Raw genomic sequence first — 20,468 nt, 5'->3', positions numbered from 1 at the left:
GGTGCGCCACCGGCCCGGAACGCATCGAATGAAGCGTGGTGGGCGCGCATAGGCTGGAGGTGGGCATGACTTTCGCCAGTCGGTGCGCGTCGCCGCGTTGGCTACCCTGCGCGCCATTGCCGTCGCGGCGCGTGCACGCGCCCGCGACCGCCGCCCGCACCACCGCGCGGGTGGCGCCCGAAACGAACCGACCCCTGACCCTGGCCGGCGGCAACGACCGCCCGCGGATGCCTGCCCGATGAATTCCCGCCTGCGCTCCGCCCGCCGCCGCCCGCTGTTCGCCGCGCTGTTGGCCGTCATGCTCGTGCCGCCGTCCGCGCACGCCGTGGTGGTCGACGGCCGCCTCGACGCCCAGGAATGGAGCGGCGCGCAGGAGATCACCGACTTCCGCATGGTGTCGCCGCTGTCGCGCGCCGCCGCGGTGCAGCCCACGCGCGCGCTGGTCAAGGCCACGCCGGACGGGCTCGCCGTCGGCTTCCACAACGTGCAGCCGGCCGGGATCGAGCGCACCCGCCAGCGCGCGCAGCGCGACCAGGGCGGCCCCGCCGACCGCGTGAACCTGTACGTCGATTTCGACGGCGACAATCGCAGCGGCTACAACTTCACCGTGCTGCTGTCGGGCAGCATCATCGACACGACGATCACCAACGAGAACCAGTTCAACGACGACTGGGACGGCGACTGGCGCAGCGCCACGTCGGAGGACGAGCAGGGCTGGTACGCCGAGCTGCTGATCCCCTGGCACATCGCCCCGATGCAAAAGGCCACCGGCGCGACGCGCACGATCGGGCTGTCGGTCGACCGCGTGATCGGCGCCACCGGCGAGCGGATGGCCTGGCCGGCGATCACCTACACCGAGCAGCGCTTCATGTCGAACTTCAGCAAGCTCAATGTGCCGGTCTTCAGCCAGTCGCTGCTGGCGGTCACCCCGTACGTGGTCGGCGTGCACGACAACGTCGCCGGAAAAAGCGACTTCGACGCCGGCGCCGACCTGTTCTGGAAGCCGAGCGGGCAGTTCCAGCTCAGCGCCACGCTCAATCCCGACTTCGGCCAGGTCGAGAGCGACGAGCTGGTCGTCAACTTCGGCGCGATCGAAACCTTCTTCAGCGACAAGCGGCCGTTTTTCACCGAGAACCAGGGCTTCTTCGACGTGCCGTTCGGCGGGCTCAACGGCGCCAACCGGCTGCTGTACACGCGCCGGGTCGGCGGCCCGGCCGACGACGGCAACGGCTCCGGCGACGTCACCGCCGCGGCCAAGGTCAACGGAAGCGTCGGCGCGTTCAACTACGGCGTCTTCGCCGCCAGCGAGGGCGACGCGGTCGGCCGCGACTTCTACGCGGTACGCGGCACCCGCGACTTCGGCGCGCAGGGCCTCGGCGCGATGGTCAGCCAGGTCGAGCGGCCGTTCCTCGACCGCACCGCGACCGTCTACGAGCTCGACCACCGCTGGACCCCGACCGAGGCGTGGAACATCCGGACGACCGCGGTGGCGTCGAGCATCGACCAGGCCGGCACGCGCACCGACGACAGCGGCGTGCAGATGCGGATCGACCACCAGATCGACAGCGCATGGCGGCAGCAGCTGTTCCTGCTGCACCTGGGCGGCGACCTGCAGCTCAACGACTTCGGCTTCCTCGAGCGCAACAACTTCAACTACGGCCGCTATGAGATCGGCCGGCGCGTCACCGACCTGCCGGACACGTCGCCGTACAGCTCGCACTTCTGGCGCTGGGCGGCGTCGCGGCGCGTCAACGACAACGGGCTGCACATCGCCGATGCGTGGGCGGTCAACCGCGCCAGCGAGCGCCGCGACGGCGGCGAGCAGTTCTGGGAGATCGCCGGCTGGACGTCAGGGCACGATGACCTGATCACCCGCGGCAACGGCCCGGTGAAGGTGCCGTCGAAGCTGTTCGCGTTCGCCGAGCGATTCCGCCCGCGCAAGGACCACTGGGCGTTCTACGGAAACCTGCGCTACAACGCCGACGGGCTGGACGGGCCCGGCAACGGCGCGATCCGCGCCCGCTTCGAGCCGACCTACCACGTCGACGATGCGCTGAGCTTCTTCGGCGGCATCGACGTGACCCACAACCCCGACTGGCTGCTGTGGCGCGGCGGCAACCTGCTCGGCACGTTCCGCTCGAACATGGTGTTCCTCAGTGGCGGCAGCACCTGGCTGATCGACGAAAAGCAGGAGCTTCGGGTGCGGCTGGAGGCGATCGGGCTGGACGCCGAAGCGCAGCAGGCCTGGCGCGTGTCGCCCGACGGCACGCCGGTCGCGGTCGACGAGGTGCTGCCGGATTTCGCGCTGCGCAACCTTGGCTTCCAGGTGCGCTACCGCTACGAGCTGGCGCCGCTGTCGTTCCTGTACATCGCCTACGTGCGCGGCGGGTCGATGTTCGACGAGCACGCGGGCATGCGCTACAGCGCGATCGACGAGCTCGGCGACGCGTTCGACCTGCGCGACAGCGAACAGCTGCTGGTCAAGCTGTCGTACCGCTTCGAAATCTAGGGCCTCAGGCCCGGTTCGTCGCGGCGGCCCACGCCTCGGGCGTCGCGACGGTGCAGCCGTCGCTGCGCTCCAGCCGGCGCGATAGCTCGAGCAGGGCGCGGTCGCGGCTGAGCAGCCAGCGCGCGCCCGTCGCGCGGGCGAGGACGAGGAATTTCTGGTCGTCCGGGTCGCTGCACGTCGGCAGCGGCCCAGCGGTCACGGCGGGCGTGGTGTGCAGGTCGCCGGCGTGCTCGACACGGCGCATCGCGGCGTCGAACGCGGCCAGCGCCGCCGCCTGCCGAGCGACGTCCAGCCGCAGCATCGGGTAGCCGAGCACCCGCGCCCACTCCGCGCGGGTCTCCGCGTCGGCCACCGCCACCAGCTCGCCGCCGGCGATCGCGCGATGCAGCGGCGCGACGCGCGGGTCGTCGAACACGAACAGGTCGAGGCAGACGTTGGTGTCGAGCACGACCCGCGCCGGCGACGGCTGGCCCGGCTCGACGCGGTGGGCGACGCCTGTCGACGCACTCACGTGCGAGGCCGTTGCGACGACGCGGTCAGGGCTGCACTTCGCGCAGGTCTGCCGACGTGATCCGCCATGCGCGCTGCTCGGGCGTGGCGTCGTCGACGACCGCGCGACGCAGCGTGTAGGCGCCGACGTAGCGGCGTTCGCTGCCGTCGGCCTGGCGCGCGGTGATCGCCACCGGCACCTCGATGTAGCGCGAGCCGGTGGCGGCGTCGACGCGGCCGGGCTGCATCACCTCGACCGACACGGCCGCGGTGCCGGCGAAGCCGTCGGCGAACTGCTGCGGCGACTGGCCGCTCGCGCGCCCGCCGTCCGACCACAGCGAATAGGCGCGGCCGTAGCCGCCGGCGTTGATCGCCGCGTAGTAGTCGCGCACCACCGCGACCGCGTCCTGCGGCGTCGGCTCGCCCGGCATGTCGCCGACCGGCTCCAGCGGCGCGCCGTCCAGCGGCGGCACGCTGCCGTCCGCGGGTGCGCCGTCGGGCAGCGCGATCGGGGGAATCGGATTGCCGAACTCGTCGACCGCGGGCGCCGACGCGATCGCCGCGTCGTCCGGCGGCCCGACCGGCCCGGGCCCGGGCGCGGCGGGCATCCCGGTGACGCCGCGGCCCGGCGTGCCGGCCGGCGCCGGCAGCGCGTTGTCGCCGTCGGTGCTGGCGCCGGGGCGGCCGTCGCGGCCGTCCTTGTCGCCGCACGCGACCAGCAGCGCGAGGGCCAGCGCCCACGCTCCGCCGCGCAGCCACGCCCGACCGGGCGCCGGGAGGTCGGTGCGATCACTCATCCAGGCGCACCACGACCTGGCCGTTGGCGATGTCGGTGCGGCCGATGCGGCGCGCGCCGAGGCGGTCGAGCAGCGAGTTGTCGAAGCGGTAGACCGGCTCGGTGCGGGCGTAGTCGACCAGCCAGCTGTTGAGCAGGCTGCGCGCGGTGGCGTTCATCGTGCCGCCGAGGGCCGGCACGTCGACGTATTCGACCGCCGGGTTCTGCAGGTGCAGCCCGCGCGTCTGCGGGTCGTAGCGCAGCGCGCTGACGAGGGCGAAGCGGCCGCTCGGCGTGCGGCTGTCGCTGCCGAGCGCGCCGATGCCCAGGTCGAAGTCGACGCGCAGGCGGTTGTCGTTCGGCGGGATCGACAGCCGCGGGTTCATCAGCCGGATCGACACCAGCCCGCCGAGCTTGTCGTAGTCCTTCGGGAAGTTGCGGACCAGCGCCTGCTGCAGCTGCGGCTGGCTGAAGATCACTTCATTGCCGAGCAGCGCCGACACGGCGCTGAGGGTGGAGCAGGCGGCGAGCAGCAGCGCGGTCAACGCGGCCAGCAGCGCGGCGGCAAGGGTGGGGCGGCGCATGGTGGCGTCCTCTTGGCCAGGGTCTCGGCCACCTTACGCGGCGGCGGTGAATGGTGGTTCACCACCCCGGGCCTCGGCAAGCCGTCCGCGCGCACTTGCGACGCGGCGGCACGCGGCGCCGTCCGGCGCTCAGGTGCCCTGTGCGCGCAGGGCCTGCTCGACCGCCGGCCAGCCGGCCTTGCGCTGCGCGGTGAAGGCCCACCACGGCCGCGCGTCGCCGTGCTCGACGCAGGCCACCGCCGCCATCAGCACGTCGAGCGTGCAGGGGTCGTGGCGGGTGCCGGTGCGCGCGCACAGCGCGAGGTACAGCGCGACCGGGTCGCGGCCGCGCAGCCCCTCGGGCGTGTCGATGCCGAGCAGCCTCAGGTCCGCCGCGGTGGCGGGCCCGACGTTCGGCAGGTCGGTCAGCTTCGACGCGGTCGCCGTCACTCAGTCCTCCTCGTGGCGCGGCTTGTACGACTCGACGAGCTTCTGCTGCACCTGCACCGGCACCGGCTCGTAGTGGCTGAAGTCGAGCGAATAGCGGCCGCGCCCGGCGGTGACCGACTTCAGCTCGGCCGCGTAGCCCTCGAGCTCGGACAGCGGCACCTGCGCGCGCACGACGATCTCGCCGCCGCGCACCGAGTCGGTGCCGTTGATCCGCGCGCGCTTGCTCGCCAGACCGCCGCTGATGTCGCCCATGTGCTGCTCCGGGGCATTGACCTCCAGGTCGACGATCGGCTCGAGCACCTGCGGCCGCGCCTTCGACACCGCGTCGAGGAACGCCTTCTTGCCGGCGGCGACGAACGCGACCTCCTTGCTGTCGACCGGGTGGTGCTTGCCGTCGAACACGATCACGCGGACGTCCTGCATCGGGTAGCCCGCCAGCGCGCCGTGGTTCAGCACCTGGCGCACGCCCTTTTCGACCGCGGGCAGGAACTGCCCGGGAATCGTCCCGCCCTTGACCGCGTCGACGAACTCGAACCCGGTGCCGCGCGGCAGCGGCTCGATGCGCAGGAACACCTCGCCGAACTGCCCGGCGCCGCCGGTCTGCTTCTTGTGGCGATGGTGGCCCTCGGCCGGCCCGCTGACCGTTTCGCGGTAGGCGATGCGCGGCGGCCGCGTGTGCACTTCCACGCCGTGGCGTTCCTTGAGCCGGTCGATGTTGATGCGCAGGTGCAGGTCCGACAGCCCGCGCACGACGGTCTCGTTGGTTTCGGCCTCGTGCTCGACGGTGAAGCACGGGTCCTCTTCGGACAGCTTCTGCAGCGCGGTCGCGAGCTTCTGCTCCTGGCCCTTGCTCGCCGCCTCCACCGCCAGGCCGAACATCGGCTTCGGGAAGTCCAGCGGCGCAAGCCGGATGTGGTCCTCGTCGTGGCTGTCGTGCAGGACCGCGTCGAAGTGCAGCTCCTCGACCTTGGCGACGCCGGCGATGTCGCCCGGCACGGCCTGGTCGACCTCGACGTGCTCCTTGCCCTTGAGCTTGAACAGGTGGCCGACCTTGAACGGCTTCTTGCCGTCGTCGACGAACAGCTGGGTGTCGCGCCGCACCGTGCCCTGGTAGACGCGGAACACGCCGAGCTTGCCGACGAACGGGTCGTTGACGACCTTGAACACGTCGGCGATCACGTGCGCCTTCGGGTCCGGCACGGCCTCGATCCGCTGGCGCTCGGAACTCTTCGCCGAGTCGCCCTTCTCGAACGGCGGCGGGTTGGCCTCGGCCGGGTTCGGGAACAGCCGCTCGGCCACGTCCAGCAGCTCCTTGACGCCGACTCCGCTGCGCGCCGAGCAGAACAGCACCGGCACCAGGTGGCCCTCGCGCAGGCACTGCTCGAACGCGTCGTGCAGCTCGTCGCCGGTCAGCCCGTCCTCGCCGACGTCGAGGTAGTGCTCCATCACCGACTCGTTGATCTCGACGACCTGGTCGATGATCTTCTGGTGCCAGTCCGCGACCGGCCCGAGGTCGCTCTGTCCGGCATTGCTGCCGAAGCAGTCGACGACGCGCGCGCCGCCGTCGGCCGGCAGGTTCAGCGGAAGGCACTCCGGCCCGAACGCGTCGCGCAGCGCCTCGAGCGCGCGCGCCGGGTCGGCATCGGCGTGGTCGATGCGGTTGACGACCAGCACGCGGCACAGGTTGCGCGCCCGGGCGTACTCCATCATCCGGCGCGCGCCGTACTCCACGCCGTTGGCGGCGTCGACGACGACCGCGACGGTCTCGACCGCCGCCAGCGCCGACAGCGCCGGGCCGCGGAAGTCCGGGTAGCCGGGCGTGTCGATCAGGTTGACGTGGATGCTGTCGCCGCTCGCGGCGCGGTGGTCGATGCTGGCGATCGCGATGTCGAGCGAGTGGCCGCGCTGCTTTTCCATCGGGTCGAAGTCCGACACCGTGGTGCCGCGCTCGACGCTGCCTGCCGTCTGGATCGTGCCGCCGGCCTGCAGCAGGGCTTCGAACAGGGTGGTTTTGCCGGCGGCGGGGTGGCCTGCGAGGGCCACGTTGCGGATGTGTTGCGTCGTATACGACATGAGCCATTCCTCCCGGTGCGGGTGGGAAGTCCGGCCGGGCATGGCCGGGCTCTTGCGGAGGGTCCGCAGAGGCCGTCATGGCTGTCCGCGCGTCGCGCCGGAGCGGTGGGCGCTCGGCGGGCGGTCATGGCGGAAACGTCCGGCGGGGCGCCGGGACGGCAAGCCTCGCGCCGTCGGGCGCGGGGGTCAAGCGGCGGTGCGCCAGCGCGGCGGCGCGGCCTGCATGCGCCGGTAACGCGCCGCGCGTACGCTGGGCGCCCCCCAACGAAGGAGCGTGCCATGGCTTTGAAGCGCTATGCGGACGCGGTGTGGCAGGGCGACCTGCAGGCCGGCAAGGGCACGATCAGCACGCCACAGAGCGGCCTGTTCGCCGACCAGAACTACTCGTTCAAGACCCGCTTCGGCGACGAGACCGGCACCAACCCCGAGGAACTGCTCGCCGCTGCGCACGCCGGGTGTTTCAGCATGGCGCTGTCGGCGGTGCTCGGAAAGGAAGGTTTCACCGCCGAACGCATCCAGACCCGCGCCGAAGTGATGATGGAGCCGGGCATGGACCCGGGCCCGACCGTCACCGGCGTGACCCTGGTGCTCAGTGCCAAGGTGCCCGGCATCGACGCGGCGAAGTTCCAGCAGATCGCCGATGCGGCCAAGGCCGGCTGCGTGATCTCACGCGCGCTGTCGGTGCCGGTGTCGCTGTCGGCGACGCTGGAAGGGTGACGCAGCGCCCCGTCGTCGCCCACGCCGTGCTGGTGCACGGCGCGGGCGCGGGCGGCTGGGAATGGACAATCTGGCGCGGCGTGCTCGCCGCGCACGGCGTCGAGGCGCTCGCGCTCGACCTGGCGGCGCACGACGCCGTCGCCGCGACGACGTTCGACGACTACCGCGCCCAGGTCGCGGCCGCGCTCGCCGCGCTGCCGCGGCCGCGCGTGCTGGCCGGCGCCAGCCTCGGTGGCCTGCTGGCGGCGGCCTGCGCCGACGCGACCGACGCGCTCGTGCTCGTGAACCCGATGCCCCCGGCGCCGTGGGCAGGCCAGCTGCCGCGCCGTGACTGGCCCGACGTGGTGCCGTGGGGTCGCGACGCCCGACTGGACGGCACGCGCCGCGCGCTCGGCGACGCCGACGACGCCAGTGCGCTGCGCGCGCTTCGCGGCTGGCGCGAAGAATCCGGCGCAGTGCTGCGCGCGGCGCAGGACGGCATCGAGGTGGAACGGCCGGGATGTCCGGTGTGGTTCGCGGCCGGCGGGGCCGACAATGACGTGCCGGTCGGCGCGACGCGCGCGTGGGCATCGGCATGGGAGGCCCCGCTGCATGAGCTGCCCGGAGCGGGCCACGTCGAGCCGCTGCTGGGTCGCCGCGCGGCCGGAGTGGCCGATGCGGCCGCGCGGTGGCTCGTCGCGACGCTATCGCCGCGCTGAACGCTTCACGGCGTCCCGGCGAGGTTCAGGCCCGGTTGCCCGCCCCGGCCGGAGCATGCCCCCACGCCAGTTCCGGCGCAGGAGCCCCACGATGAAGCGTCTGCTTGCCACGACCCTTGCCCTGAGCCTTGCGGCCGCCGCCGGCACCGCGACCGCGCAGACCTACCGCTACGGCGGCCAGCCCTACCCGGACCGCAGCGGCCAGAGCTATGGCGCCCAGTACGACTACGCGCGCGTGCTGCGCGTCGACCCGGTGTTCGACAGCCGCTACGGCGGCAGCTCGGGCAGCTACAGCAACGTCAACGGCCAGCGCTGCTACGAGAACCGCGCATACCCGAACGGCACCTACGCCGGGAGCGGCTATGGCGACGGCTACTACCGTGACCAGTACGGGCGTGACCAGTACGGCCGCAGCGACGGCTACTACGACCCGTACGGCAACCGCAGCGGCGGCAGCCAGACCGGTGCCACCGTCGCGACGGTAATCGGGGGCCTGGTCGGCGCGGCGGTCGGCAGCCAGGTCGGCGGCGGTTCGGCGCGCTACGCGACCTCCGCGATCGGTTCGATGGTCGGCGGCATGGCCGGCCGGCAGATCTACGAGCAGCAGCAGCGCCAGCGCGTCGCCGGTGCCGGCACCGTGCGCGTCTGCGACCCGGTCCCGTCGAACGGCGGCTATTACGGCGCCAACGACCGCTCGGTGAACGCCTACGACGTGACCTACGAGTACGCGGGCCGCACGTACACCACCCGGACCAACTACCACCCGGGTGACCGCCTGCGCGTGCGCGTCGACGTGCGTCCGGAGTAACCGGTCGCCGGCTGGGCCAACGGAGAGACGGAGAAGGGGCCGCAAGGCCCCTTTTTCGTGCGCGGTATCTGGTGTCTATCGCCGGTGGCGTAACCCCGGCTGCCGGCGCTCTGGCGGTTCCCGCGGCGATCGCCGCCACGCCGTCAGTCGCTCCCGACCATCCGCCGCACCGCCGACCTCGTTCCTTCGGCGAGGGTGGGGTAGGCATCGAGCATGTCGAACCAGCGGCACTGGAGCTCGGGAAGCGCCGAGCGCAGCGCGACGAATTCCGCATCCGGAAAGTGGCGCGCGCATTCGAGCCCCTTGAGCGCCTTGAGCGCATGCAGCGGCCGCAGCGAGCGGTCGTCGCTGCGCAGCGCGGTGAGGAACAGGTACTCGATCCGCGTCAGCGCCGACAGCGGCGCGAGGCTGGCCACGCGCACGGTCGAGTCCATCGCGCCTTCGACGCCGAGCGAGCGCAGCTGCGTCAGCGCGGCGAGCGGTTCCAGCGATCGAACCTTCGGCAGGTGCTCGAGCGCGAGCACGTCGAGCTCGCGCAGCGGCGCGGCCCATTCGAGGTCGCTCATCCGCGTCGCGCCGTTGATGTGCAGGCGCGTCATGCGCGGCAGCCGTGTGAGCGGCAACAGGTCGGTCGCGGTCAGCTGCGAGAGGTACACGCGCTCGAGCGACGGCACGCGGGCGATGTCGTCGAGGAAGTCCTGGTCGACCGCCTGCGCCCAGAGCTCGCGCAGGCCGGTGAGGCGCGACAGCCCGCCACGGTAGCGGCGGATGCGTCGGAAGTTGATCGCCGCCGCGTCGTCGGGCGCATCGTCCAGCGACGCAAGCGGCGCCGGCACCGCTTCGGCTCCGTGGAAGTACAGCCCGGCCGGAATCCGCATCGACGTCATCGCGTCCCCCGTAGCGTCATCGGCGCGGCCCGCGCCTCACGGCCAGTCGATCGTGCCCTGCACGACGTTGCAGATGCGCCCGCCGGACCAGACCTCGCCGTCGGCGTCGACGCGCAACTCGATGATGGCGTCGAACCCGACCTCGCGGCCCTGGCTGACGCGGTAGCGCCCGTCAGCAGACGGCAGCGCGCCGCGCAGCGCGAGCCACGCGGCCAGCGTGGCGTTGGCCGCGCCGGAAGCCGCGTCCTCGAACCGTGCCGGCGCGCCGACGAACGCGCGCACGGCGTAGTGGTAGACCGGGTCGTCGCTGCGCGCGTAGACGAACAGCCCCATGCTCTCGGTCGCGACGGCAAGGGCTTCGACCGCGTCCCAGTCCGGCTGCGCCGCGCGCAGCTGCGCCTCGCTGGCCAGCTCGGCGAGCCACCAGCGCCGCCCGCCGTCCATCAGCACCGGCGGCAGTGCGCCGAGCGGCAGGTCGGCGAGCGCGGCGCGCAGGCGCGGGTCGTCGGGCGTCGCGACCTCGACGGCGCGCGCGCGCGGCGTGCGCACGGCGATCGTGCGCGTCGGCCCGTCGCCGACCACGGCCAGCGGCAGCACCCCGGCGAGCCCCTGCTGGTGAACGTGGCCGTCGACCGCGCGGGCGATCCCTTCCTGCAGCACGACCGCGGCGGTGCCGACGCTCGGGTGGCCGGCGAACGGCACCTCGCGGCGCGGGCTGAACATGCGGATCGCGTAGCTGGCACCTGGGGCGGTCGGCGGGAACACGAACGTCGTCTCCGGCAGCCGCGTCCAGCGCGCGATGGCCTGCATGGCCGCGTCGTCGAGGCCCTCGGCGTCGAGCACGACGGCCAGCGGATTCCCGGCGCCGGGCCGGCCGGCGAACACGTCGAGCTGCAGGTAGCGGCGCTTCATCGGATCGAGTTCCTTTCGAGGGGGGACGGCCAGTCGACGCTGCCGCGGATGACCGGCTGGACGCGGCCGCCGATCCAGACCGCGTCGTCGGCGTCGACGACGACCTCGACGCGGCCGTCGCGGCCGACCTCGCGGCCCTGGCTTGCGACGTAGCGCGCGCCGGCGTCGAGCCGGCCGGCGGCGCGCAGCGCGGCGCCGATCGCGGCGTTGGCGCTGCCGGTGACCGGGTCCTCCGGAATGCCGTCGGCCGGGCAGAACGCGCGGACGACGAGGTCGTGCTCGCCGCTTTCGTCGAACGCGAATACCGCCAGGCCGACGTCGGCGGTGCCAGTCAGTGCGGCAATCGCGGCGAGGTCCGGCGCCATCGCGCGCACGGCGGCGGCGCTGGCCAGCTCGGCGAGCCACCAGCGCGGGCCGTTGTCCCACAGCGCCGGGGCGAGCGCGCCGCGCGGCAGGCCGGCGAGGGCGGCGTCGAGGCGGGCCGCGGAGTCGGCGCGCGGCGGGCGAGGCTGCGCGGCCGGCGCACGGACGCTGACGGTCAGTGCGTCGGCGTCGCCGGACACGTGCACCGGCAGGTTCCCCGCCGCGCACTGCTGCACCAGCCGGTCGTCCGACGCGGACGACAATCCCTGGTCGAGCGCGGCCCACGCTGCGCCCACGCTCGGGTGGCCTGCGAACGGCAGCTCCTGGCGCGGGGTGAAAATGCGGACGCGGTAGTCGGCGCCGCCGTCGGGCGGCAGCAGGAAGATCGTTTCGGACAGGTTCGTCCACGTCGCGAACGCCTGCATCGCGGCGTCATCGAGACCGTCGGCATCGACGACCACGGCCAGCGGGTTGCCGGCGCCGGGCCGGTCGGCGAACACGTCGAGCTGCAGGAAGCGTCGTGGCATGGGGCGGGCGGGGTCCGTGGGCGGTTTCGACTAGAATTCGCCGCTCGCGACGGCGCGCCCGCGCCGGTGCGGCGCGAGGCCGGAGTCTAGAGGTTTTCACCCGTTGTTTCGCCCGAGCATCGCCCGGGCGAGACGGTTTCACCGGCAATCATTTCATCACCAGGAAGCACATTAGTGGCGGCGGATTCGCAGCGCTGGGTCGTACTGAAGTTCGGCGGCACCTCGGTGTCCCGCCGCAACCGCTGGGACACCATCGGACGCATCGCGGCCAAACGCGTGGCCGACGCCGCCGCGGGCGGTGCCGACGCCCGCGTGCTGGTGGTGGTCTCGGCGCTGTCGGGCGTCACCAACGAGCTGCAGGCGATCAGCAACGGCAGCGATGTCGACGCGCGCATCGCCGCGCTGGTCGACCGCCACCGCGCGTTCTGCGCCGAGCTTGACCTCGATCCGGACGCGGTGCTCGGCGAGCGCCTGGCGGCCCTGCACGCGCTCGGCCGCGACCCGCACGCCGCGACCCGCGCGCTCGACTGGCAGGCCGAGGTGCTCGCCCAGGGCGAGCTGCTCTCGTCGACGCTCGGCGCCGCGTACCTGCGCGCGCAGGGGCTCGACTTCGGCTGGTGCGACGCGCGCGATTGGCTCGACGCGGTGTCGCTGCCGAATGCCAGCCCGTGGGCGCAGCGTTTGTCGGTCAATTGCCGGCACGAGGGCGTCGACGCGTTCGCGTCGCGCTTCGGCCGGCAGCCCGCGCGGATGCTGCTGACCCAGGGCTTCATCGCCCGCCACGGCGACGGCGGCACCGCGATCCTCGGCCGCGGCGGCTCCGACACGTCGGCGGCGTACTTCGGGGCGCTGCTGAAGGCCGCCCGCGTCGAGATCTGGACCGACGTGCCGGGCATGTTCACCGCGAACCCGCGCGAGGTGCCCGACGCGCGCCTGCTGACGCGGCTCGACTACGCCGAGGCGCAGGAAATCGCCACCACCGGCGCGAAGGTGCTGCACCCGCGCTCGATCGCGCCGTGCCGCGACGCCAACGTGCCGATGGCGATCCTCGACACCGAGCGCCCCGACCTGCCGGGCACGCGCATCGACGCGGCGGCGGTGACGGTTCCGGGGGTCAAGGCGATCAGCCGGCGCAACGGCATCGTGCTGGTGTCGATGGAAAGCATCGGCATGTGGCAGCAGGTCGGCTTCCTGGCCGACGTGTTCGAGCGCTTCAAGCGCCACGGCCTGTCGATCGACCTGATCGGCTCGTCGGAGACCAACGTCACCGTGTCGCTCGACCCGAGCGAGAACCTGGTCAACTCGAACGTGCTCGAGGCGCTCAGCGCCGACCTCGCCGAGGTCTGCCGGGTCAAGGTGATCGCCCCGTGCGCGGCGATCACGCTGGTCGGCCGGGGCATGCGCTCGCTGCTGCACAAGCTGTCCGACGTGTGGGCGACGTTCGGCCGCGAGCGCGTGCACCTGATCTCGCAGTCGTCGAACGACCTCAACCTGACCTTCGTCATCGACGAGGCCGACGCCGACGGCATGCTGCCGCAGCTGCACGCCGAGCTCGTGCGCGGCGGCGCGATGCCGGTGCGCGACGACAGCGTGTTCGGCCCGAGCTGGCGGGAGATCGCGCACGGGGCGCCGCAGCGCGCGACGCCATGGTGGGTGCGCCAGCGCGCGGCGCTGCTGGCCCGTGCGCGCGCCGGCACCCCGCGCTACGTGTACGACCTGGCGACGGTGCGCGAGCGCGCCCGCGCGCTGGCCTCCGTGCCGGCGATCGACCGCAGCTTCTTCGCGATCAAGGCCAATCCGAACCCCGAGATCCTGCGCACGCTGGTCGGGGAGGGCTTCGGGCTGGAGTGCGTGTCGCTGGGCGAGCTCGACCACGCGTTCGCGGTGGTTCCGCACCTGGCGCCGCAGCGGGTGCTGTTCACCCCGAGCTTCGCGCCGCGCGCCGAGTACGAGGCCGCGTTCGCGCGCGGCGTCACCGTCACCGTCGACAACGTCGAGGCGCTGCAGCGCTGGCCGGAGACGTTCCGCGGCCGCACGGTCTGGCTGCGGCTCGACCTCGGCCACGGCGAGGGCCACCACGAAAAGGTCAAGACCGGCGGCGTCGCGGCGAAGTTCGGCCTGCCGGTCGCGCGCTTCGACGCGTTCGTCGCCGAAGCGCGCCGGCTCGGCGTGCGCATCAGCGGCCTGCACGCGCACCTGGGCAGCGGCATCGACGACCCACGCCACTGGCGCGGCGTCTACGCCAGTCTGGCCGGACTGGCCGACACCGTCGGCACGATCGAGACGATCGACATCGGCGGTGGCCTGCCGATCCCGTACACGCCCGACGCGCAGGACTTCGACCTGGCCCTGTGGCGCGACGGCCTCGACGAGATCAAGGCCGCGTACCCGCGCTACGGGCTGGTCATCGAGCCGGGCCGCTACCTCGTCGCCGAGTGCGGCGCGCTGCTGCTGACCGTCACCCAGGTGATCGAGAAGGACGGCGTGCGCCGCGTCGGCGCCGACGCCGGCATGAATGCGCTGATGCGCCCGGCGATGTACGAGGCCTACCACGGCATCCACAACCTGAGCCGCCTCGACGATGCCGAGACCGCGACCTTCGACGTGGTCGGGCCGATCTGCGAGAGCGGCGACGTGCTCGGCCACGAGCGCGCGCTGCCGGCCGCCACCGCAGAGGGCGACGTGCTGCTGGTCGCCGACGCCGGCGCCTACGGCATGGCGATGGCCAACACCTACAACCTGCGGGCGCTGCCGGCAGAGGATGTCCTGTAGCGCGGGCTTCCGCCCGCCGCTGCAGTTCGACTTGATGTTTCAACGGCGGGCCCCGGCCCGCCCCGACGGATTCCGAAATGAGCGAGTGGAAGTTCCAACGCGATGCGATCCAGGCATTCCGCTTCGTGCGCTGCGGCTTCGATGCGCAGACCGGCGTCGCGCAGCTGGTGTATGCGTTCGACGACGGCCCGGAGCTGGTCGAAACGGTGACGGTGCCGGGCGCGCCGTTCGCCCTCGACGCGCAGCGCGCCGAAGCCGTCGAGCGGGCGCTGCGGCTGCTGCACCTGATCACCGGCGTCAGCTACTACAAGTCCGCGGTCCCGCGCGAGATCCGCATCGACTCGTACACGATCGACGCCGATACCGCCGCGCTGCTGCAGACGGTCTACGAGAACGGGCTGGGCGAGTTCGCTTACCGCAACGGGCTGAACCTGCGCGGCCGCATCGCGTTTCCGCACGACGACGCGCCGTCGGCGCAGGCACCGGCCGTCGGCCTGCGTGAGCACGCGCTGGTGGCGATCGGCGGCGGCAAGGATTCGCTGGTCAGCATCGAGGCGCTGCGCGGCGCCGGCGTCGAACAGACCGTGACGTGGATCGGTGGCTCGCAGCTGATCCGCGCCTGCGCCGAGCGCACCGGCCTGCCGACGCTCAACGTCGGGCGCGCGCTGGCGCCGCAGCTGTTCGACTACAACCGCGACGGCGCGTGGAACGGCCACATCCCGGTCACCGCGGTGAACTCGGCGATCCTGGTGCTGGCCGCGCTGCTGCACGGGATCGACCAGGTGGTGTTCTCGAACGAGCGCTCGGCCAGCTACGGCTCGCTGATCGAAGGCGCCGGCGAGGTCAACCACCAGTGGTCGAAGGGCTGGGCGTTCGAAGCGGCGTTCGGCGACCACGTGCACCGACACGTCGCCGCGGACCTGCACTACTACTCGCTGCTGCGCCCGCTCAGCGAGCTCGCGGTCGCGCGGCAGTTCGCCCGCATCGACCGCTACGACGCGCACTTCTCCAGCTGCAACCGCAACTTCCACATCCTCGGCGAGCGCCCGGTGAACCGCTGGTGCGGCGTGTGCCCGAAGTGCCACTTCGTGTTCCTCGCGCTGGCGCCGTTCATGCCGAAGCCGCGCCTCGTCGGCATTTTCGGCCGCAACCTGCTCGACGACGCGGCGCAGACCGCCGGCTTCGATGCGCTGCTGGAATACCAGGACCACAAGCCGTTCGAGTGCGTCGGCGAGGGCCGCGAGTCGCGCGCGGCGATGGCCGCGCTTGCCGCGCGCCCCGAGTGGCGCGAGGACGCCCTGGTCGAACGCTTCGCCCGCGAGATCCGCCCGCAGCTCGACGAAGCCGACCTGCGCATCGAGCCGCTGCTGGTGGTCGACGACGAGCACCGCGTGCCGCCCGCGCTGTGGGACCGACTGCGTGCGCATTTCGCAGCTTGAATCGCGCCGCGTCGCGCTGTGGGGCTGGGGCCGTGAGGGCCGCGCGGCCTACCGAGCGATCCGCGCGCGGCTGCCGTCGCTGCCGCTGACGCTCTTCTGCTCGCCGGACGAGGTCGCCGACGCGCAGTCGCTGGCCGATCCGGCGCTGTCGATCGACACCGACGCGACCGCCGAACGCCTCGGCGCGTTCGACGTCGTCGTGAAGTCGCCCGGCATCAGTCCGTATCGGTCCGAAGCCGTCGCGGCCGCCGCGCGCGGCACGCGCTTCCTCGGCGGCACCGCGCTGTGGTTCGCCGAGCACGCGGGCGCCGACGGCATCGCGGCGCGCACGGTGTGCGTGACCGGCACAAAGGGCAAGAGCACCACGACCGCGCTGCTCGCGCACCTGCTGCGCGCCGGCGGCCACGCCACCGCGCTGGCCGGCAACATCGGCCTGCCGCTGCTCGAAGTGCTCGACCCGGAGCCGGCCCCGGACCTGTGGGCGATCGAGCTGTCGAGCTATCAGACCGGCGACGTCGCCGACAGCGGCGCGCGGCCCGACGTCGCGGTCGCCCTCAACATCTTTCCCGAACACCTCGACTGGCACGGCTCGCACGAGCGCTACGTCGCCGACAAGCTGCGCCTGGTCGTCGACGCGCGCCCGCGGATCGCGGTGCTCAACGCCGCCGACCCGCGACTGGCCGCGCTGCAGCTTCCTGACAGCGAGGTGCGCTGGTTCGGCGACGCCCGCGGCTGGCACCTGCGCGACGACGCGCTGTACCGCGGCGACGCGTTCGTAATGGACACCGAGCCGCTGCCGCTGCCGGGCCGGCACAACCGCGGCAACCTGTGCGCGGTGCTGACCGCGATCGAGGCGCTCGGGCTCGATGCCGCCCCGCTGGCCGCGCACGCGGCGAAGTTCCGGCCGCTGCCGAACCGGCTACAGCCGGTCGGCGCGCGCGACGGCTTCGCCTACGTCAACGATTCGATCAGCACCACGCCGCACGCCAGCCTGGCCGCGCTCGACTGCTACCGCGACCGCCGCGTCGCGCTGCTGGTCGGCGGCCACGACCGCGGGCTGCCGTGGGAGGACTTCGCCGCGGCCATGCGCGCGCACGCACCGGCCGCGATCGTGACGATGGGCGCCAACGGCCCGCGCATCCACGCGCTGCTGGCATCGCTGGCGCAGGCCGGGCACTTTCGCCTCGCTGCCGCTGCCGACCTCGCCGACGCGATGGCGCAGGCGCGCGCGCTGCTGGGACGTGGCGAGGACGACGGCGTGATCCTGCTGTCGCCCGGCGCGCCGAGCTTCGGCGCGTACCGCGACTACGTCGCCCGCGGCCGCCACTTCGCGCAGCTGGCCGGCTTCGATCCCGACGCGATCAGCGCGATTCCTGGCCTCGGCATCGCCTGAGCGCCGCCCGCGGCCTCAGTGGTCGCGGCTGACCGCGTAGCGCGCCAGCCCGCGCAGGGCGGCGACGTACTCGTTGTCGGGCAGGCGGGCGAGGGCGGCTTCGGCGGCGTGGGCGAACTCGAGCGCGCGGCCGCGGCTGTAGTCGAGCCCGCCGGTGGCGTGGATCGCGGCCAGCACGTCGGGGAGCGCGTCGGCGTCGCCGGTCTCGATCGCGCGGCGCAGCGTGGCGCGCATCGCCTCGTCGCCTCGGACCATCGCGTGGATCAGCGGCAGCGTGGCCTTGCCTTCGGCGAGGTCGTCGCCGAGGTTCTTGCCGAGGGTGTCGGCGTCCGAGGCGTAGTCGAGCACGTCGTCGGCGATCTGGAACGCGTAGCCGAGGTTCAGCCCGTAGTCGTGCATCGCGTCGCAGTCGGCCTCGCCGGCGCCGGCCAGCATCGCGCCCAGCCGCGTCGCGGCGGCGAACAGCACCGCGGTCTTGCGCTCGATCACGCGCAGATACGCGGCTTCATCGGTGTCGGGGTTGCGCACGTGCAGCAGCTGCAGGACCTCGCCCTCGGCGATGCGGTTGGTGGTGTCGGCCAGCAGCCGCTGCACCGGCATGCTGTCGAGCTCGACCATCAGCTGGAAGCTGCGCGAGTACAGGAAATCGCCGACCAGCACGCTGGTCGCATTGCCCCACACCGCGTTGGCCGTCTTGCGGCCGCGGCGCAGGTCGGATTCGTCGACGACGTCGTCGTGCAGCAGGGTCGAGGTGTGGATGAACTCGACCACCGCCGCCAGCTGGTGCGCGTCGGCGCCGACGCCGTGTTCGCCGCGCTTGCCCAGCGCGCCGGCGGCGAGCAGCAGCAGCATCGGGCGCAGACGCTTGCCCCCGGCGCCGATGATGTACTCGGCCACCTGGTTGATCAGCACCACGTCGGACGCCAGCCGGCTGCGGATCAGCGCGTCGACCGCGGCCATGTCGGCGCGGGCGAGGGCCTGGATCGTCGCGAGGTCCGGGACGGACGGACGGGAGGCGTCTGCGTGCATGGGCGGGAAAGCGCGGGGGAGAGCGAGAATTATAGGCGGCAACCGCGCGGCGGCCGGTCGGCGGCCTGCCCGCGTCGGCGCGGCCGCGGTCGGAAAAGACCGACCCGAGCTTCGGAACCGGGCCGATGGCGTCGGGGTCGGGGGTATACTCCAATGGCGTTCGCCGGACCCTCGGCGGAGAGATTCGAAGGACACTTCAGCGTATGGCGCGTGGCATCAACAAGGTCATCCTCGTCGGCAACCTCGGCAACGACCCCGAGACCAAGTACACCCAGGGTGGCATGGCGGTGACCACGATCAGCCTGGCCACCACGTCGGTGCGCAAGGACAAGGAAGGCCAGACCCAGGAGCGGACCGAGTGGCACCGGGTCAAGTTCTTCGGGAAGCTCGGCGAGATCGCCGGCGAGTACCTGAAGAAGGGCAGCCAGTGCTACGTCGAAGGCTCGATCCGCTACGACAAGTTCACCGGGCAGGACGGGGTGGAGAAGTACTTCACCGACATCGTCGCCGACGAGCTGCAGCTGCTCGGCGGCCGTCCGGGCGGTGAGGGCGGTGGTGGTGGCGGCGGTGGCCGCAGCGACTACCGCGGCGGTGGCGGCGGTGGCGAGCGTTCGTCGCGTCCGCCGATGGGCGGCGGGGGTAGCCCGCGCCGCGATTCGCCTGCCCCCCGCTCGAACGAGCCGGCGCCGGACTTCATCGACGACGACATTCCGTTCTGATCTGCAGCCGTCGCGCGCGTCGCGGTGCGACTCCACGAGGCCCCCGAGCGATCGGGGGCCTTTGCGTTTCCGACGGGCGTGTTCCGACCGGCGTGTTCACGCCGGTGTGGTTCAGGCCGGTGTGGTTCAGGCCGGCAGGCCGAGCTCCGGCCTGCGCGCGGCCCATTCGTCGCGCCATGCGGCCAGGCGATCGCCGGGCATCGGTCGGCCGATGAAATGCCCCTGCGCGAGGTCGCACGGCTGGGCGCGGATGAAGTCCCAGTCGGCGCGGTCCTCGACGCCCTCGGCGACGGTCCGGATGTCGAGCCGCTGGGCCAGGCCGAGGCTCACGTCGAGGATCGCGCGCAGGCTCGGATCGCTCGCGGCGCGGTGCACGAAGCGCTGGTCGATCTTCATTTCGTCGAACGGCACTTCGGTCAGCTGCGACAGGCACGAATAGCCGGTGCCGAAGTCGTCGATCGCGAAGCGCGCGCCCTTGAGCCGCAGCCGGGTCATCGCGTCGAGCTGCGCCTGCGGGTGGTTCATCAGCTGGGTCTCGGTGATCTCGAACACCAGCTTGTTCGGCGACACGCCCCACTCGCCGGCCTTGGCCACCACGCGGTCGGGGAACTCGAGCGAATCGAGGTTGCCCATCGCCAAGTTGATCGCCACCTCGAGCTCGAGCCCCTCGTCCTGCCACGCGCGCGCCTGCCGCAGCGAGCCGTCGATCACCGCGTCGGCCAGCTGGACGATGAGCCCCGAGCTCTCGGCCGTGGGGATGAACTGCGCCGGATAGACGAGCTCGCCGGACGGCCGCATCCAGCGGGCCAGCGCTTCGACCCCGACCAGCGCGCCCGAGCGCAGGTCCACCTTCGGCTGGAAATGCGGAACGATGTGGCCGTCGGCCAGCGCCGACTGCAGGTCCTCCGCACTCGTCGGTGCGCTGCCCACCGGCGACGCCCCGTCGCCCGGTTCCGGGAAGGTCTGCGCCAGCATCGCGCGCAGGTGGTCGGGCCAGATCGGCTTCTGCAGCACGCCGCGCACGCGCAGCGCATGCGATCGGGCCAGGCGCTCGGCGGTTTCCAGCACCCGCCGGTCCTCGCCGCTGATCAGGATCAGGTCGCCCCGGTAGCCGATCTGGGCCAGGTGGCGGATGAACTCGATCCCGTCCATCTGCGGCATCTGCAGATCGCAGAAGATCATCCCGACGTCGTCGCGCGCCGACTGCAGGTGCGCGACGGCCTCGGCGACGTCCGCGAACGACCGCGTCTCGTGATAGCCGTGGCTGCGCAGCTGCATTGCACGCAGCTGGATCTCCAACACCTTGAGGATCAGCGGGTCGTCGTCGATCAGGAGCAGTTGCATC

General features: G+C 72.5%; 18 protein-coding genes. 8 read left to right on the top strand and 10 right to left on the bottom strand.

Annotated elements, in window-relative coordinates:
* Positions 1-238 precede the first annotated feature (238 nt).
* Positions 239-2,509, top strand: a complete 2,271-nt coding sequence (locus D3A60_RS11365) for a DUF5916 domain-containing protein (RefSeq protein WP_231120476.1) — start codon at positions 239-241, stop codon at positions 2,507-2,509.
* A gap of 4 nt (positions 2,510-2,513) precedes the next feature.
* Here D3A60_RS11365 and D3A60_RS11360 read toward each other — a convergent pair whose 3' ends face one another.
* The 5 genes from D3A60_RS11360 to fusA all read right to left on the bottom strand — a co-directional run bounded on the left by D3A60_RS11360 (position 2,514) and on the right by fusA (position 6,859).
* Positions 2,514-3,020: a PIN domain-containing protein gene (locus tag D3A60_RS11360; RefSeq protein WP_231120475.1), complete on the bottom strand. Its 507-nt coding sequence runs from the start codon at positions 3,018-3,020 to the stop codon at positions 2,514-2,516.
* 25 nt (positions 3,021-3,045) lie between these two features.
* Entirely contained in the window at positions 3,046-3,795 is a 750-nt protein-coding gene (locus D3A60_RS11355; protein ID WP_119718757.1) for a hypothetical protein, read from the bottom strand.
* Positions 3,788-4,357, bottom strand: a complete 570-nt coding sequence (locus tag D3A60_RS11350) for a YceB family lipoprotein (protein WP_119718756.1) — start codon at positions 4,355-4,357, stop codon at positions 3,788-3,790. Before D3A60_RS11350 ends, D3A60_RS11355 begins: the two co-directional genes overlap by 8 nt.
* A gap of 129 nt (positions 4,358-4,486) precedes the next feature.
* Positions 4,487-4,786: a helix-hairpin-helix domain-containing protein gene (locus tag D3A60_RS11345; RefSeq protein ID WP_119718755.1), complete on the bottom strand. Its 300-nt coding sequence runs from the start codon at positions 4,784-4,786 to the stop codon at positions 4,487-4,489.
* Positions 4,787-6,859, bottom strand: a complete 2,073-nt coding sequence (gene fusA / locus D3A60_RS11340; RefSeq protein WP_119718754.1) for an elongation factor G — start codon at positions 6,857-6,859, stop codon at positions 4,787-4,789.
* A gap of 279 nt (positions 6,860-7,138) precedes the next feature.
* On the opposite strand from fusA, the gene D3A60_RS11335 reads away from it, so the two are divergent.
* From D3A60_RS11335 to D3A60_RS11325, 3 genes are all read left to right on the top strand, one after another.
* Complete coding sequence (locus tag D3A60_RS11335; protein WP_196778714.1) at positions 7,139-7,576, top strand: OsmC family protein; 438 nt, start codon at positions 7,139-7,141, stop codon at positions 7,574-7,576.
* Positions 7,573-8,274: an alpha/beta hydrolase gene (locus D3A60_RS11330; RefSeq protein ID WP_157981473.1), complete on the top strand. Its 702-nt coding sequence runs from the start codon at positions 7,573-7,575 to the stop codon at positions 8,272-8,274. Before D3A60_RS11335 ends, D3A60_RS11330 begins: the two co-directional genes overlap by 4 nt.
* A 91-nt stretch (positions 8,275-8,365) precedes the next feature.
* Positions 8,366-9,082 (top strand): glycine zipper 2TM domain-containing protein, encoded by a 717-nt coding sequence (locus D3A60_RS11325; protein WP_119718752.1) that lies wholly within the window; start codon positions 8,366-8,368, stop codon positions 9,080-9,082.
* 143 nt (positions 9,083-9,225) lie between these two features.
* On the opposite strand, the gene D3A60_RS11320 is transcribed toward D3A60_RS11325, so the two are convergent.
* The 3 genes from D3A60_RS11320 to D3A60_RS11310 are packed head-to-tail and all read right to left on the bottom strand — an operon-like array spanning position 9,226 to position 11,771.
* Positions 9,226-9,969 (bottom strand): leucine-rich repeat domain-containing protein, encoded by a 744-nt coding sequence (locus D3A60_RS11320; protein ID WP_119718751.1) that lies wholly within the window; start codon positions 9,967-9,969, stop codon positions 9,226-9,228.
* A gap of 36 nt (positions 9,970-10,005) precedes the next feature.
* The gene (locus tag D3A60_RS11315) at positions 10,006-10,881 is read right to left on the bottom strand and encodes a PhzF family phenazine biosynthesis protein (RefSeq protein ID WP_119718750.1); all 876 of its coding nucleotides are present in this window, start codon (positions 10,879-10,881) and stop codon (positions 10,006-10,008) included.
* Positions 10,878-11,771 carry a PhzF family phenazine biosynthesis protein gene (locus D3A60_RS11310; protein ID WP_119718749.1) on the bottom strand — a complete coding sequence of 298 codons (894 nt, stop codon included), beginning with the start codon at positions 11,769-11,771 and terminating at the stop codon, positions 10,878-10,880. The genes D3A60_RS11315 and D3A60_RS11310 overlap by 4 nt, the downstream gene beginning before the upstream one ends.
* A gap of 150 nt (positions 11,772-11,921) precedes the next feature.
* Between D3A60_RS11310 and D3A60_RS11305 the strand changes: the two genes are divergently transcribed.
* The 3 genes from D3A60_RS11305 (at position 11,922) to murD (ending at position 17,375) form a co-directional block, all read left to right on the top strand.
* Complete coding sequence (locus D3A60_RS11305) at positions 11,922-14,543, top strand: bifunctional aspartate kinase/diaminopimelate decarboxylase (RefSeq protein WP_407062782.1); 2,622 nt, start codon at positions 11,922-11,924, stop codon at positions 14,541-14,543.
* 77 nt (positions 14,544-14,620) lie between these two features.
* Entirely contained in the window at positions 14,621-15,982 is a 1,362-nt protein-coding gene (gene murL / locus D3A60_RS11300) for a UDP-N-acetyl-alpha-D-muramoyl-L-alanyl-L-glutamate epimerase (protein WP_119718747.1), read from the top strand.
* Complete coding sequence (gene murD, locus D3A60_RS11295; RefSeq protein WP_119718746.1) at positions 15,963-17,375, top strand: UDP-N-acetylmuramoyl-L-alanine--D-glutamate ligase; 1,413 nt, start codon at positions 15,963-15,965, stop codon at positions 17,373-17,375. The genes murL and murD overlap by 20 nt, the downstream gene beginning before the upstream one ends.
* Positions 17,376-17,390: 15 nt before the next feature.
* On the opposite strand, the gene D3A60_RS11290 is transcribed toward murD, so the two are convergent.
* Positions 17,391-18,404, bottom strand: a complete 1,014-nt coding sequence (locus D3A60_RS11290) for a polyprenyl synthetase family protein (RefSeq protein ID WP_119718745.1) — start codon at positions 18,402-18,404, stop codon at positions 17,391-17,393.
* Positions 18,405-18,607: 203 nt separating this feature from the next.
* Between D3A60_RS11290 and ssb the strand changes: the two genes are divergently transcribed.
* Positions 18,608-19,123: a single-stranded DNA-binding protein gene (ssb, locus tag D3A60_RS11285; RefSeq protein WP_119718744.1), complete on the top strand. Its 516-nt coding sequence runs from the start codon at positions 18,608-18,610 to the stop codon at positions 19,121-19,123.
* 126 nt (positions 19,124-19,249) lie between these two features.
* Here the strand turns inward: ssb and D3A60_RS11280 are convergent, their stop codons facing one another.
* Positions 19,250-20,467: an EAL domain-containing response regulator gene (locus tag D3A60_RS11280; protein ID WP_119718743.1), complete on the bottom strand. Its 1,218-nt coding sequence runs from the start codon at positions 20,465-20,467 to the stop codon at positions 19,250-19,252.
* Position 20,468: the final 1 nt, after the last annotated feature.

It is taken from the genome of Cognatilysobacter tabacisoli (assembly GCF_003586305.1).
Taxonomy (GTDB): Bacteria; Pseudomonadota; Gammaproteobacteria; order Xanthomonadales; family Xanthomonadaceae; genus Cognatilysobacter_A; species Cognatilysobacter_A tabacisoli.
The sequence above is the reverse complement of the archived record's forward strand: the minus strand, read 5'-3'. Positions and strand labels throughout refer to the sequence as shown.